Source organism: Streptomyces sp. KMM 9044 (genome assembly GCF_024701375.2).
GTDB lineage: Bacteria > Actinomycetota > Actinomycetes > Streptomycetales > Streptomycetaceae > Streptomyces.
Genome location: NZ_CP113910.1, coordinates 5931377 through 5944474, shown reverse-complemented (window position 1 = coordinate 5944474; position 13098 = coordinate 5931377). Strand labels below are relative to the sequence as shown.

Here is a 13098-nt window from a genome sequence, read left to right as displayed (position 1 = left end):
CGGGGGACGCCCCCCGGGACAGCACAGCCTGAACACCACGCAGGAGGCGGGTCGATGAGCGCGCGCACCAGCAAGCCGTACGAGATCGTCGAGCGCGCTCTCGCGCTGTCCCGGGCCGACGGCTGTGTCGTGATCGCCGACGAGCAGTCGAGCGCCCATCTGCGCTGGGCGGGCAACTCGCTCACCACGAACGGTGTCACGCGCGGGCGCACGCTCACCGTCATGGCCACCGTGGACGGCCGGGAGGGCACCGCGTCCGGCGTGGTGTCCCGGTCCGCGGTGACGGTCGACGAACTGGAGCCCCTGGTGCGGGCCGCCGAGGCCGCCGCGCGGGGTGCCGGCCCCGCCGAGGACGCCCAGCCGCTGGTCACGGGCGTGGCCGAGTCCCCCGGGTTCGCCGAGGCGCCCACGGAGACGTCGTCCGCCGTGTTCACCGACTTCGCGCCGGCGCTCGGGGAGGCGTTCGCACGCGCGCGTGCGGGCGGGCGGGAGTTGTACGGCTTCGCCAGCCACGAGCTGGTGTCCAGCTATCTCGGCACATCCACGGGACTGCGGCTGCGGCACGACCAGCCGGGCGGAACGCTGGAGCTCAACGCCAAGTCGCCGGACCGTACCCGCTCGGCGTGGGCGGGCCGCTCCACGCGGGACTTCAAGGACGTCGACCCGGCGGCGCTCGACGCCGAGCTGGCCATGCGGCTGGGCTGGGCCGAGCGGCGGCTCGAGCTGCCCGCCGGCCGGTACGAGACGCTGCTGCCGCCGACCGCCGTCGCGGACCTGCTGATCTACCAGCTGTGGTCGGCCTCCGGCCGGGACGCGACCGAGGGCCGCACGGTGTTCTCCAAGCCGGGCGGCGGCACCCGGGTCGGCGAGCGGCTGACCGGGCTGCCGCTGAGCCTGCGCAGCGACCCCACCGAGCCGGGGCTGGAGTCGGCCCCGTTCGTGATCGCGCACTCCTCCGGGGGCGACCAGTCCGTGTTCGACAACGGGCTGCCGCTGAGCGCCACCGACTGGGTACGCGACGGTGTGCTGCACCGGCTGACCACCAGCAGGCACAGCGCGGGCCTCAGCGGGCTGCCGGTGGCGCCGGCGATCGACAACCTGATCCTGGACGGCGGCGGCGAGCGCTCCCTGGAGGAGATGGTCGCGGCCACGGAGCACCGTGGGCCCTGCCTGCTGCTGACCTGTCTGTGGTACATCCGCGAGGTGGACCCGGCGACCCTGCTGCTCACCGGGCTGACCCGGGACGGTGTCTACCTCGTCGAGAACGGCGAGGTCGTCGGCGAGGTCAACAACTTCCGGTTCAACGAGTCGCCGGTGGACCTGCTGGGCCGGGTCACGGAGGCGGGGCGTACGGAGAAGACGCTGCCCAGGGAGTGGGGCGACTGGTTCACCAGGGCCGCGATGCCCGCGCTGCGGGTCCCCGAATTCAATATGAGTTCCGTCAGCCAGGGCGTATAGCCTCGTAGGCGTTCGGAAACCGAAGCAGCACCGAGGAGACGCGAGAACCGTGACGGACATCGTCGACGAGCTGAAGTGGCGCGGGCTGTTCGCCCTGTCCACCGACGAGGACGCCTTGCGCAAGGCGCTCGCGGACGGTCCTGTCACGTTCTATTGCGGCTTCGACCCGACCGCGCCGTCACTGCACGTCGGACATCTGGTGCAGGTGCTCACGGTGCGTCGGCTCCAGCAGGCCGGGCACCGGCCGTTGGCGCTGGTCGGCGGCGCCACGGGCCTGATCGGCGACCCCCGTCCGACGGCGGAGCGCACGCTGAACGACCCGGAGACGGTGTCCGGCTGGGTGGACCGGCTGCGTGGCCAGATCGAGCCGTTCCTGTCCTTCGAGGGCGAGAACGCGGCGGTCATGGTCAACAACCTCGACTGGACGCAGAACCTGTCCGCGATCGAGTTCCTGCGGGACATCGGCAAGCACTTCCGCGTCAACAGGATGCTGACGAAGGACTCCGTCGCGCGGCGGCTGGAGTCCTCCGAGGGCATCAGTTACACGGAGTTCAGCTACCAGCTCCTGCAGGGCATGGACTTCCTCCAGCTGTACCGGCGCTACGGCTGCACGCTCCAGCAGGGCGGCAGCGACCAGTGGGGCAACCTCACGGCCGGGCTCGACCTGATCCACCGCCTGGAGCCGCACGCCGAGGCGCACGCGCTGGCGACGCCGCTGATGACGAAGGCGGACGGCACCAAGTTCGGCAAGACCGAGGGCGGGGCCGTCTGGCTCGACCCGGAGATGACCACGCCGTACGCGTTCTACCAGTTCTGGCTGAACGTCGACGACCGGGACATCTCGACGTACCTGCGCATTCTGTCCTTCAGGTCCCGCGAGGAGCTGGAGGCGCTGGAGGCCCAGACGGCGGAGCGTCCACAGGCGCGCGCCGCACAGCGCGCCCTGGCAGAGGAGCTGACAACACTGGTGCACGGCGCCGGCCAGACGGCCGCCGTGATCGCCGCGTCGAAGGCGCTGTTCGGCCAGGGCGAGCTGGCGGAGCTGGACGAGCGGACGCTGGCGGCGGCCCTCTCGGAGGTGCCGCACGTCCGGGTCGCCGGGCTCGGCCCGGCCGTCGACCTGTTCGCGGAGGTCGGCCTGGTGCCCAGCAAGTCGGCCGCACGGCGCACGGTGAAGGAGGGCGGTGCCTACGTGAACAACGTCAAGGTCACCGCCGAGGACACCGTCCCCGCGGAGGAGGACCTGCTGCACGGCCGCTGGCTGGTGCTGCGCCGGGGCAAGAGGAACCTGGCGGCGGTCGAGGTCACGACCGCCTGAGCCCGCACCCGCCGCACGGGCGCGTCGCGTGAACGTCCGGTGTGCCGTACCGGAGACGTGCGCGGCGCGCCCGCGTGACCGACGTGCGCCGGTCAGGTCCGCTGCGCGCGCTTGCCCCGCATCTGCATGTACAGCATGTCGACGACGAACACGATGACGACCGCCGCCACCAACTGGAAGATGTGCCGGCCCCAGTCGATGCCCGGCGTTTCCTCGATACCGAAGCCCCGCGCGATGGCGTTGCCCGCGATGGCACCGAGGATGCCGCAGATGGTGGTCAGCCACAGCGGGCTGTGCTGTTTCCCCGGGATGATCGCCTTCGCGATCAGACCGAGCACGAACCCCACGATGATCGCCCACAACCAGCCCATGGCTTCCTCCTGATAGGCCTTGACACGGACATTACGGCCAGTGTCGACCCGGATCCGCTACGCCGCATGTCGGCCGGGCCGTACGCGCGGCGGCACAGGCCAAACAGGCATACCGGAGTACGGGCCGGGGCGCGCAAGGGCCACGGAACCGGGGGCGCCCCGGTTTCGTGGGCGGCGGGAACGCGGCGTACCGTAGTGGCGTACGGGCCCGGGATTCCGGCCGGTCGCGGGACGGCCGGAGGCGGGGAGAGCCCGATTCGGGCGGATGGTGGAATGCGATGCGGAAGCAGCATGGCGGCGGCGCCCAGGTGTTCCGGATCACCGGCGCCAGGGCGGGGCTCCAGGAGGATGTGCGCGGGCGGCAGCGCCGGTACGTGATCTCGATGGTCGTTCGTACGATCTCGGTCATTCTCGCCGCCACGCTCTGGAACGTGGAACGGCACGTCGCGGTCGTGGCGCTGGTTCTCGGTACGCTGCTGCCGTACGTCGCGGTGGTGATCGCCAACGCCGGGCGCGAAAACTCGCCGTCGCTGCCGTCTGCCCACCTGACGCCACAGGCGCGGCCGATGATCACATCATCACGGACGAATGGCGGTGCGGCGGAATCCGGGACGGAAGATGTGGCGCCCGAGCCCGCCCCCGGCGTACGAACGGAGCGGCCCGAGCCGTCCTGGCCTTCGGGCCATGACCATGACCGGCCGTAAGCGGAAGACGTTAACCCGCCAATCTCAGGAAAAGCTCAGATCAATCATGTTGTTCCGGTGCCGGGGGCGAGGTGACCCGTGACATACTTCGTACGCGCTCCGCATCCCCCGTCGGAGCGACAGACCGACGCCGGGCAGCTCCCCCCGTGGCTGCCCGGCGTCGCCTTTTCCCTTCTCTTTTCCACCCCTTTTTTTCGCGCTCCTTCTCCCCCATCCGGCTTTTCCCGTGGGACGTCGCACTGCGCTGATCAGGTTAGGGTCGGTGGTGTGATGGACCCTGACCCCGAGACGCCGATCTGTTCCGCGAAGGGCTGCCGTGCCGCCGCCGTGTGGGTGCTCGCCTGGAACAACCCGAAGCTGCACACGCCGGAGCGTCGCAAGACCTGGCTCGCGTGCGAGGAGCACCGGGAACAGTTGTCGCAGTTCCTCGGTGTGCGCGGATTCCTGAAGGACGTCGTGCGCTTCGAGGAGTGGGAGACGCCCGAAGGGGTGTAGCGGCCGCTTCGGAAAGGGCTGCTCCGCAAAGCCTCCCGGACGGTTCCCTCAGCCGCCGATCGCCGACATCGGGCGGTCCGGCTGGACGAAGGCCGGGTCGTCGAGGCCGGCTCCTGCCTTCTTGCCCCACATGGCCAGCTTCCAGATCCGGGCGATCTCCTCGTCGGGGGCGTCGGAGCGCAGGGCGGCACGCAGGTCCGTCTCCTCCGAGGCGAACAGGCACGTGCGTACCTGTCCGTCGGCGGTGAGACGGGTGCGGTCGCAGGCCGCGCAGAACGGCCGGGTGACGGAGGCGATGACGCCGACGCGGTGCGGGCCGCCGTCGACCAGCCAACGCTCGGCCGGAGCCGAACCCCGGGCCCCGTCACCCTCGGGGGTCAGCTCGAAGCGGGTCCGCAGGGAGGTGAGGATGTCGCCGGCGGTGACCATGCCGTCGCGCTTCCATCCGTGCTGGGCGTCCAGGGGCATCTGCTCGATGAAGCGCAGCTCGTAGTCGTGTTCCACGGCCCAGGCGAGCAGGTCGGGGGCCTCGTCGTCGTTGAGCCCCGGCATCAGGACCGAGTTGACCTTCACCGGGGTCAGGCCGGCCTCGCGGGCCGCGTACAGACCGTCGAGGACGTCCTGGTGACGGCCGCGGCGGGTGAGGGTCTTGAAGACGTCCGGGCGGAGCGTGTCCAGCGAGACGTTGACCCGGTCCAGGCCGGCCTGCTTCAGGGCCGCAGCCGTGCGGCCGAGACCGATGCCGTTGGTGGTGAGGGACATCGGGGGACGGGACTCCAGGGCCGCGACGCGCTCGACGATGCCGACCAGGCCGGGGCGGAGCAGGGGCTCACCGCCGGTGAAGCGGATCTCCTCGACACCGAGGGAGGCGACGGCGATGTCGACGAGGCGGACGATCTCGTCGTCCGTCAGCAGGTCGGGCTTGGCAAGCCACTGCAGGCCCTCCTCGGGCATGCAGTAGGTGCACCGCAGATTGCACCGGTCGGTCAGTGACACCCTCAGGTCGGTGGCCACCCGGCCGTACGTGTCGATGAGCACGTGGGCCCCTCCCTCCACTCGGATCACTCATGCTCCGTACCCGCGAGCCTACGTGACGCCACCGACAAGCCGCAGTACCCCCTGTACGACAGAACGCGTCGAGAGGCGCGACGGCCGTGCCGCAGGGACCTCCAAGGGTCCCTGCGACACGGCCGGAGGGGTGCCGGCCGGCCCGGTCGGGTCGGTTGGCTCGGTTGGCTCGATCGGGCCGGTCAGTGGGCGCCGGTGCCGGTCAGTGACCGGACCTCCAGCTCCGCGAACTTCTTGGCGTCGGGCTCCTCCTTCGACAGGACGGTGCCGAGCCAGCCCATCAGGAAGCCGAACGGGATGGAGATGATGCCCGGGTTCTTCAGCGGGAACCACGCGAAGTCGACGTCGGGGAACATCGCGGTCGGGGCGCCCGAGACGACGGGTGAGAACAGCACCAGGCCGACGGCGACGATGAGGCCGCCGTAGATCGACCACAGGGCGCCCTGGGTGGTGAACCGCTTCCAGAACAGGCTGTAGAGGATCGTCGGCAGGTTGGCGGAGGCGGCGACCGCGAAGGCCAGTGCGACCAGGCCGGCCACGTTCAGGTCGCGGGCGAGGGCACCCAGACCGATGGAGACGACGCCGATGAGGACGGTCGCCCAGCGAGCCGCACGGACCTCTTCCGCGCCGGTGGCCTCACCCCTGCGGATGACGTTGGCGTAGATGTCGTGCGCGAAGGAGGACGACGAGGCGAGGGTGAGGCCGGCGACCACGGCGAGGATCGTGGCGAAGGCGACCGCCGAGATGGTGGCGAGCAGGATCGCGCCCCAGGCCGAGTCGACACCGCCCAGGTGCAGGGCGAGCAGCGGGGCGGCCGTGTTGCCGGACGGGTTGGAGGCGATGATCTCGTCCTGGGAGATCAGCGCGGCGGCGCCGAAGCCGAGGGCGATGGTCATCAGGTAGAAGCCGCCGATGATGCCGATGGCCCAGTTCACGGACTTACGGGCGGCCTTGGCGGTGGGCACCGTGTAGAAGCGGATCAGGATGTGCGGCAGGCCGGCGGTGCCGAGGACCAGGGCGATGCCGAGCGAGAGGAAGTCCAGCTTGGTGGTGCCGTCCGCGCCGTACTGGAGGCCGGGCTCGAGGAAGGCGTCGCCCTTGCCGCTGTTCTCGGCGGCGCTGCCCAGCAGGTCGGAGATGTTGAAGTTGAACTTCAGCAGCACCAGGAAGGTGATCAGGAGGGTGCCGCCGATGAGCAGCACGGCCTTGACCATCTGCACCCAGGTGGTGCCCTTCATGCCGCCGATGGAGACGTACACGATCATCAGGAGACCGACGAGGGCGACGATGAGGATCTTGCCCGCGTCGGAGGTGATGCCGAGGAGCAGCGAGACGAGTACGCCGGCGCCCGCCATCTGGGCCAGCAGGTAGAAGATCGAGACGACGATGGTGGAGGTGCCCGCGGCGGTGCGCACCGGGCGCTGGCGCATACGGTAGGCGAGGACGTCGCCCATGGTGTAGCGGCCGGAGTTCCGCAGGGGCTCGGCGACCAGGAGCAGGGCGACCAGCCAGGCGACCAGGAACCCGATGGAGTAGAGGAAGCCGTCGTAGCCGAAGAGGGCGATGGCGCCCGCGATGCCGAGGAAGGACGCGGCCGACATGTAGTCGCCGGAGACCGCGAGCCCGTTCTGGAAGGCGCTGAACTGGCGTCCGCCCGCGTAGAAGTCGGCGGCGCTCTTGGTCTGGCGGCCCGCCCACACGGTGATGCCGAGGGTCGCGAGGACGAACAGTGCGAACAGGGTGACGATGAGCGGGCGGTGCTCGCTCGCCTCGTTCGCGGCGAGCTGGACGGTGGTGATCGAGGGGCTCATGCGCCGCCCTCCATACGCGTCTTGATGGCCTCGGCCTTGGGGTCGAGATGGGTGGCGGCGTGCCGGGAGTACCACCACGCGATGAGGAACGTGGTGACGAACTGCAGGACGCCGAAGACGAAGGCGACGTTGACGTTGCCGAACAGCCTGGTGCCCATGAAGCCGCCCGCGTAGTTCGAGAGCAGCACGTACAGCAGGTACCAGACGATGAAGCCGACGGTCAGGGGGAAGGCGAAGGAGCGGTAGGAGCGGCGCAGTTCACCGAACTCAGCGCTCTCCTGCACCTCGGTGAACTCCTCGGGCGTGGGGAGTTTGTGTTGCTCTGCTGAGGGGGGCGGTGCTTCGGCGGCCACGGAGTCTCCTCGCGGTGCGGGTGCGGGTGCGGGTCGGACGGGGGCGAGTGTCCTCGCGCTCCCTGCACAACGTCACGGCGCCACGCGAGGACCGGTTCAACCCTCCGTGCTTCTTTTGCGTGGACGTTTTCCGAAGACATGACCGACAAAACGTTGCTGGTCGACGACGGCGCGGGATAGCTTCACACTGCACCACCCGTCATGTACCTGCCCGAGCGCCACCTGTGCCTCGGGCCGGTTTCGTTTCCGGATGATGTGGAGATCCCATGGCTCATCTGCGTTCCAGACGCCGGCTCGCCCTCGCCGGGCCCGTCGCGCTGTCCCTGACCGTCTCCCTCGGCTTCCTGCCGACGGCGGCCTCGGCGGCTCCACAGGCGGCATCGGCCGCGACCGAACGAGCGGACGGGCAGGCGACGGAGCGGGAGACGGACGCCCCCGGTCTGGCGTACGTCGTCAACACCAGGACGGACCGTCACACGATCGCGTCGGTGGAGAAGGCGGTCGCCGCGGCGGGCGGGACCGTCGTGGTCACGTACGACCGGATCGGTGTGATCGTCGTCCACTCGGCGAACCCGGCCTTCGCCCAGGAGATGCGCACCGTGCGCGGGGTGCAGTCGGCCGGTGCGACCCGCACCGCACCGCTGGTCCCCGCGGGAACGACGGACGAGGACGCGGCGGACTACGTGACGGCCGGGGAGGCCGCCAGGACGCGGGCCGTCTCCGCGCGGACCCCCGGCAGCGAGCCGCTCGAGGCCGACCAGTGGGACCTGCGCGCGATCGGCGCCGACAAGGCCGCACAGATCGACCCGGGCAGCCGCAAGGTGACCGTCGCCGTGATCGACACCGGCGTGGACGACTCCCACCCCGACCTCGAGCCGAACTTCTCCGCCGCCCAGTCGGCCAACTGCGTCGGCGGCAAGGCGGACACCAGCGAGGGCGCCTGGCGCCCGTACACGGACGAGGACTACCACGGCACCCACGTGGCCGGTGAGATCGCCGCGGCTCGCAACGGCGTCGGCGTCGCCGGTGTCGCGCCCGGCGTCAAGGTCGCGTCCATCAAGGTGAGCGACCCGGACAACGGGCTGTTCTACCCGGAGAACGTCGTCTGCGCCTTCGTGTTCGCCGCCGACCACGGCGTGGAGATCACGAACAACAGCTACTACGTCGACCCGTGGCTCTACAACTGCGTGGACGACCCGGACCAGCGGGCGATCGTCGACGCGGTCGACCGGGCCCAGAAGTACGCCCAGCGCAAGGGCACCCTGCACGTCGCGTCGGCCGGCAACTCCAACCACGACCTGGCCTCGGACGCGATCGACGACGCCTCCAGCCCCAACGACACCACCCCGGTCGAGCGCACCATCGACCCGTCCGAGTGCCTCGACCTGCCGACCCAGCTCCCCGGCGTGGTCACGGTCAGCGCGACGGGCGTGCAGAACCTCAAGTCGTACTACTCCACGTACGGCAGGGGTGTCGTCGACGTGGCCGCGCCGGGCGGCGACGGGCGCTACCAGACGCCCGACACCCCGTCGAAGAACGGCCGCGTCCTGTCCACCATGCCGAACGGCGGGTACGCCTTCCTGCAGGGCACGTCGATGGCCGCGCCGCACGCCGCCGGTGTCGCAGCGCTGCTGAAGTCCAAGCACCCGTGGGCGACCCCGGCCATGCTCCGGGCTCTGCTGAAGGCGCAGGCGAACAATCCGGGCTGCCCGGAGTCGTACGACCAGGACGGCGACGGCGAGCAGGACGCGACGTGCGAGGGCGGCAGCCGGGTCAACGGCTTCTACGGCGCCGGCATCGTCGACGCGCTGCGCGCGGTGACGCGGTGACGCGGTGACGCGGTGACGCGGTGACGCGGTGACGCGGTGACGCGGTGACGCGGTGACGCTTTAGCCATCCTGTCGTACCTGTGCGGGTGGGGGCCGGGCCTGCATACGCCCGGCCCCCACCCTGTCGGTACCGCATAGTGCACCCATGACCGACACCGACCGTCCCTCCCCCGGTTCCCTCCCCGGCCCCGGCCTCGCGGCCGCCTGGTCCTCGGTGGGCGGAGACCCGGGCCTGCTCACACGCGTGACGACCGTCGAGCGGCCCGAGGTGCTTCCCGCGCGCCTGCCGGTACGGGAGTTGGCGCGCGCCTGCGTGGGCGCGTGCGCGCTGGCCGCGGCCGAACTGGGTGCGCGGCGGGCGGGATCCCGTCGTCCCGGTGGTTTTGCACTCCCCGGGACGCCCGCTGTGCGGGTGGACGACGGAGCGGTGGCGGCGGCCTTCGTCAGTGAGCGGCACCTGCTGGTCGACGGGCGGGCTCCGGTGAACTTCGCTCCGCTGTCGCGGTTCTGGCGGACGGCCGACGGATGGGTACGCACGCACGCCAACTACCCGCACCACCGGATCCGGCTGCTCGCCGCGCTGGGTACCTCCGACGAGCCGGAGGCGGTGGCCGCGGCGCTCGCCGCGCGGTCGGCCGCGGAGGTCGAGGAGACCGTGTACGCCGCCGGGGGCCTCGCCGTCGCCCTGCGCACGCCCGCCGGGTGGGCGGCGCACGAGCAGGCGGCGGCCGTGGGGCGGCGGCCTCTGGTGGAGCGCGGGCGGCTGGATTCCGCGCCCGCGCGGGTGCTCACCCCCGTGGACCGCGATCCGCTGCTGCCCGCGGCGGGGCTGCGGGTGCTGGACCTGACCCGGGTCGTCGCGGGCCCTGTCGCCACCCGCACGCTCGCCCTGCTCGGCGCGGACGTGCTGCGTCTGGACCCGCCGGGGCTGCCCGAGATCCCCGACCAGCACACCGACACGGGGTTCGGGAAGCGCTCGGCCCTGCTGGATCTGGCGGCCTGCCGGGACACGTTCGAGGAACTGCTCGCGGCGGCGGACGTGGTGGTCACCGGGTACCGGCCGGGGTCCCTGGAGCGCCGGGGACTGAGCCCCGAGGCGCTGGCCGAGCGCCGGCGCGGCGTGGTCGTGGCCGAACTGTCGGCGTGGGGTGCGTACGGGCCGTGGGGCGGTCGGCGCGGCTTCGACAGCCTGGTGCAGGCGGCCACGGGGATCGCGGTGAGCGAGGGTTCGGCCGGGCGGCCGGGGGCGCTCCCGGCGCAGGCCCTCGACCACGGCACCGGGTATCTGCTGGCGGCGGCGGTGCTGCGGGCGCTGACCGAGCAGGAGGACGAGGGCGGCAGCCGGCTCGTACGACTGGCACTGGCGCGGACGGCGGTCTGGCTGCTGGAGGGGGCCGCGCCCACCCGTGCGCCGGACGGCGAACCGGCCGCGGAAGGTGTCTCCGTCCCCGACCCGGCTGCGGGCGGATCCGCCGACGGCCGGCTCACGGAGACGGACAGTGCCCTGGGAAGGCTGCGGTACGCCCGCTCCCCGGTGTCGTTCGCCGACGGCCCCCGCGACTGGACCCGTCCGCCCCGGCCGTGGGGTACCGACGCGGCTCGATGGGCATGACGGACAGTCAACTGGACGCCGGATAAGGCCTTTACGTGAAATACACCCCCGCATCCTCCGTCCGCGCTTGCCCGTTCTGTGAGCCCTTGTGAAGATCCTGGGGTGACTCTGACCAATCCCAGGTCCGGGGCGACCGGTGCGCACAGGGGTGCGCGGCGTTCCGGCACCGGCCCGGCCGCCGCCGTCATCGTGCTGGTGGCCCTGGCCGCGCTGATACCGATCCTCGGCCCGTCCCCGGCCCTGCACGGCACCGGTGAGGCCGCCGCGCCCGGCACCGGCGGCCTAGCCCTGCTGCGGACGGCGCTGTTCGCGGCGCTGGCCGTACCCGTCGGCGAGCTGTTCGTGAAACGGCTGCTGCGGTCCGTGCCCGGTGCTCCCCCGGCCGTGCCGCGCGGCTGGTCCACCGTCGCGAACTCCGTCGGGTTCGTGGCCGCCCTCGGGCTCGCCTCCGTCGTGGCCACCGGGAACCTGGTGCCCGACAGTCCCGCCGCCATCGACGTGGGCGGCCTGTACGGCTCGCGGGAGGGCAGGCTCGCCCTCCTGGAGGTCAACGCGTTCCTCGTCGCGGCCCTGTGCGCCGCCTCCGGCCGCCCGGGCACGCAGGTCTGGCCGCTGGCCGCGGTCGTCGTCGCCGAGGCCCTGCGCGCACACCCCGGGACCGAGTACACCCCGCTGATCGGCTCCGGGCTGACACTGATCCATCTGGTCTGCGCCTCGCTCTGGGCGGGCGGCCTGCTGTACGCGCTGCGCACGATGCACGCGTGGCGGGGCTCGCCGGCGGGCGGGGTACTGCTGGGGCTGTACGCACGCGTGGCGGCCGTTCTGCTCGTCGCCGTCACGGCGACCGGGGTGTGCAGTTCGCTGCGCCGGATGCCACCGGAGACGATCCTGGAGCAGTTGACGGACACGGCGTACGGGCGTGTACTGCTCGCCAAGGTGGTCCTGATGGCCGGGGTCGCGGCCCTGGCCCTGTGGGCCCGGATCCGGCTGGCCCGCGCGGCCGATCCGTCGAGCGCCCGTACTCCCGCGCGGGCGGAGGCGTACGTCCTGGCCCTGGTGGTGGCGGTGTCCGGCCTCCTGACGGCGCTGCCGGTGCCGATCCGCTGGTGAGGGGCGGACCGCCGGGGCGCCCCACCGGCTCCGGGCACGGACACCGAGCAGGCCCGTCCGGGCGCCGGCACCCGTGCCGCGCCGAGGGGCACGGCCGGGGCCTGTCCGGCGGATCGGGTCGGAGGCGACCGACGGCAACGCCGCTGGGGGCGTCGCTGCTCGAAGAGCTTGGGGAAAAGGGCGCGCAGGCCCCGCGTCTCCGGCATGATCCACCGGGCAGGCCCTACACCCCTGTGGCCCCCAGCAGGCTCCCTGCCAGGTAGGTCAGGCCCATGGCAAGGGCGCCGCCGGCCGTATTGCGCAGGATCATGCGCCCCGGCGGCGCTCCGCCCAGGCGGGCGCTGCTCCAGCCCGTGAGCACGAGGGCGGCCAGCGTGGAGACGACCGTGACCGGGAGCCGAAGGCCGGCCGGCGGCAGCACCATGGCCAACAGCGGCAGCAGCGCTCCCAGGGTGAACGCCAGGAAGCTCGCGCCGGCTGCGTGCCTGGCGTTGACGAGCGTGTCGGGGTCGATGCCGTGCTCCATGTCCGCGTGCGCCCGCAGGGCGTCTCGTTCCGTCAGCTGGACGGCCGCCTCCTGTGCCACTTCCCGTGACAGGCCGCGTTCCTGGAGCAGGTGGGTCAGTTCCTCCAGTTCGGCCTCGGGCCGTTCCTTCAGTTCCTGTCGTTCGTTCGCGAGGGCGGCCTTCTCCGAAGCACGCTGGGAGGAGACGGCGACGTATTCACCCGCCGCCATCGACGTGGAACCGGAGATCAGGCCGGCCAGTCCGGCGGTCAGCAGAGCCGCACGGTCATCGGTCGCCCCGGCCACGCCGACGACGAGGCCCGCGGTGGAGACGATGCCGTCGTTGGCTCCGAGAACCGCCGCTCGCAGCCAGTTGCGCCGTACGGCCATGGAGACGCCGTGTGCTTCCCCCTGCGCCTCGTGGAGCGCCTCCTCGGCTCCTTCGCCGTGCGTCGGTTCCGCCG

The 13098-nt window shown here is 71.8% G+C and carries 12 protein-coding genes; 7 read left to right on the top strand and 5 right to left on the bottom strand.

What is annotated here, in order from left to right; all coding sequences use genetic code 11:
- The first annotated feature begins 54 nt into the window (after positions 1-54).
- Both HUV60_RS26835 and tyrS read left to right on the top strand, forming a co-directional pair.
- Positions 55-1458 carry a metallopeptidase TldD-related protein gene (locus HUV60_RS26835; RefSeq protein WP_257849770.1) on the top strand — a complete coding sequence of 468 codons (1404 nt, stop codon included), beginning with the start codon at positions 55-57 and terminating at the stop codon, positions 1456-1458.
- A gap of 49 nt (positions 1459-1507) precedes the next feature.
- Positions 1508-2776 (top strand): tyrosine--tRNA ligase, encoded by a 1269-nt coding sequence (tyrS, locus tag HUV60_RS26830; protein ID WP_257849769.1) that lies wholly within the window; start codon positions 1508-1510, stop codon positions 2774-2776.
- Between the two features lie 92 nt (positions 2777-2868).
- Here the strand turns inward: tyrS and HUV60_RS26825 are convergent, their stop codons facing one another.
- Positions 2869-3147 carry a GlsB/YeaQ/YmgE family stress response membrane protein gene (locus tag HUV60_RS26825; protein ID WP_257849767.1) on the bottom strand — a complete coding sequence of 93 codons (279 nt, stop codon included), beginning with the start codon at positions 3145-3147 and terminating at the stop codon, positions 2869-2871.
- Between the two features lie 278 nt (positions 3148-3425).
- Here HUV60_RS26825 and HUV60_RS26820 point away from each other — a divergent pair, with 278 nt between their 5' ends.
- Positions 3426-3851 (top strand): DUF3099 domain-containing protein, encoded by a 426-nt coding sequence (locus HUV60_RS26820; RefSeq protein WP_257849766.1) that lies wholly within the window; start codon positions 3426-3428, stop codon positions 3849-3851.
- Positions 3852-4121: 270 nt separating this feature from the next.
- A complete protein-coding gene (locus tag HUV60_RS26815) occupies positions 4122-4346 on the top strand; it encodes a hypothetical protein (RefSeq protein ID WP_257850272.1) in 225 nt (74 codons plus the stop codon).
- Positions 4347-4394: 48 nt separating this feature from the next.
- Here HUV60_RS26815 and moaA read toward each other — a convergent pair whose 3' ends face one another.
- The 3 genes from moaA to HUV60_RS26800 all read right to left on the bottom strand — a co-directional run bounded on the left by moaA (position 4395) and on the right by HUV60_RS26800 (position 7578).
- A complete protein-coding gene (gene moaA, locus HUV60_RS26810) occupies positions 4395-5384 on the bottom strand; it encodes a GTP 3',8-cyclase MoaA (RefSeq protein ID WP_257849765.1) in 990 nt (329 codons plus the stop codon).
- Positions 5385-5596: 212 nt separating this feature from the next.
- Positions 5597-7225 carry a solute symporter family protein gene (locus tag HUV60_RS26805; protein WP_257849764.1) on the bottom strand — a complete coding sequence of 543 codons (1629 nt, stop codon included), beginning with the start codon at positions 7223-7225 and terminating at the stop codon, positions 5597-5599.
- A complete protein-coding gene (locus HUV60_RS26800; RefSeq protein ID WP_257849763.1) occupies positions 7222-7578 on the bottom strand; it encodes a DUF485 domain-containing protein in 357 nt (118 codons plus the stop codon). Before HUV60_RS26800 ends, HUV60_RS26805 begins: the two co-directional genes overlap by 4 nt.
- A 266-nt stretch (positions 7579-7844) precedes the next feature.
- On the opposite strand from HUV60_RS26800, the gene HUV60_RS26795 reads away from it, so the two are divergent.
- The 3 genes from HUV60_RS26795 (at position 7845) to HUV60_RS26785 (ending at position 12129) form a co-directional block, all read left to right on the top strand.
- A complete protein-coding gene (locus HUV60_RS26795) occupies positions 7845-9407 on the top strand; it encodes a S8 family peptidase (RefSeq protein WP_257849762.1) in 1563 nt (520 codons plus the stop codon).
- A 145-nt stretch (positions 9408-9552) separates the two neighbouring features.
- Positions 9553-11019, top strand: a complete 1467-nt coding sequence (locus HUV60_RS26790) for a CoA transferase (RefSeq protein WP_257849761.1) — start codon at positions 9553-9555, stop codon at positions 11017-11019.
- Positions 11020-11121: 102 nt separating this feature from the next.
- The gene (locus HUV60_RS26785; RefSeq protein WP_257849760.1) at positions 11122-12129 is read left to right on the top strand and encodes a CopD family protein; all 1008 of its coding nucleotides are present in this window, start codon (positions 11122-11124) and stop codon (positions 12127-12129) included.
- Positions 12130-12352: 223 nt separating this feature from the next.
- On the opposite strand, the gene HUV60_RS26780 is transcribed toward HUV60_RS26785, so the two are convergent.
- Positions 12353-13024 carry a VIT1/CCC1 transporter family protein gene (locus HUV60_RS26780; protein ID WP_257850271.1) on the bottom strand — a complete coding sequence of 224 codons (672 nt, stop codon included), beginning with the start codon at positions 13022-13024 and terminating at the stop codon, positions 12353-12355.
- Positions 13025-13098: the final 74 nt, after the last annotated feature.

Excerpts from the sequence above, each read along its gene's own strand:
- HUV60_RS26780 (WP_257850271.1), bottom strand. The coding sequence starts at position 13,024 with ATGGCCGTACGGCGCAACTGGCTGCGAGCGGCGGTTCTCGGAGCCAAC.
- HUV60_RS26805 (WP_257849764.1), bottom strand. The coding sequence starts at position 7,225 with ATGAGCCCCTCGATCACCACCGTCCAGCTCGCCGCGAACGAGGCGAGC.
- HUV60_RS26820 (WP_257849766.1), top strand. The coding sequence starts at position 3,426 with ATGCGGAAGCAGCATGGCGGCGGCGCCCAGGTGTTCCGGATCACCGGC.
- HUV60_RS26825 (WP_257849767.1), bottom strand. The coding sequence starts at position 3,147 with ATGGGCTGGTTGTGGGCGATCATCGTGGGGTTCGTGCTCGGTCTGATC.
- HUV60_RS26815 (WP_257850272.1), top strand. The coding sequence starts at position 4,122 with ATGGACCCTGACCCCGAGACGCCGATCTGTTCCGCGAAGGGCTGCCGT.
- HUV60_RS26795 (WP_257849762.1), top strand. The coding sequence starts at position 7,845 with ATGGCTCATCTGCGTTCCAGACGCCGGCTCGCCCTCGCCGGGCCCGTC.
- HUV60_RS26835 (WP_257849770.1), top strand. The coding sequence starts at position 55 with ATGAGCGCGCGCACCAGCAAGCCGTACGAGATCGTCGAGCGCGCTCTC.
- HUV60_RS26790 (WP_257849761.1), top strand. The coding sequence starts at position 9,553 with ATGACCGACACCGACCGTCCCTCCCCCGGTTCCCTCCCCGGCCCCGGC.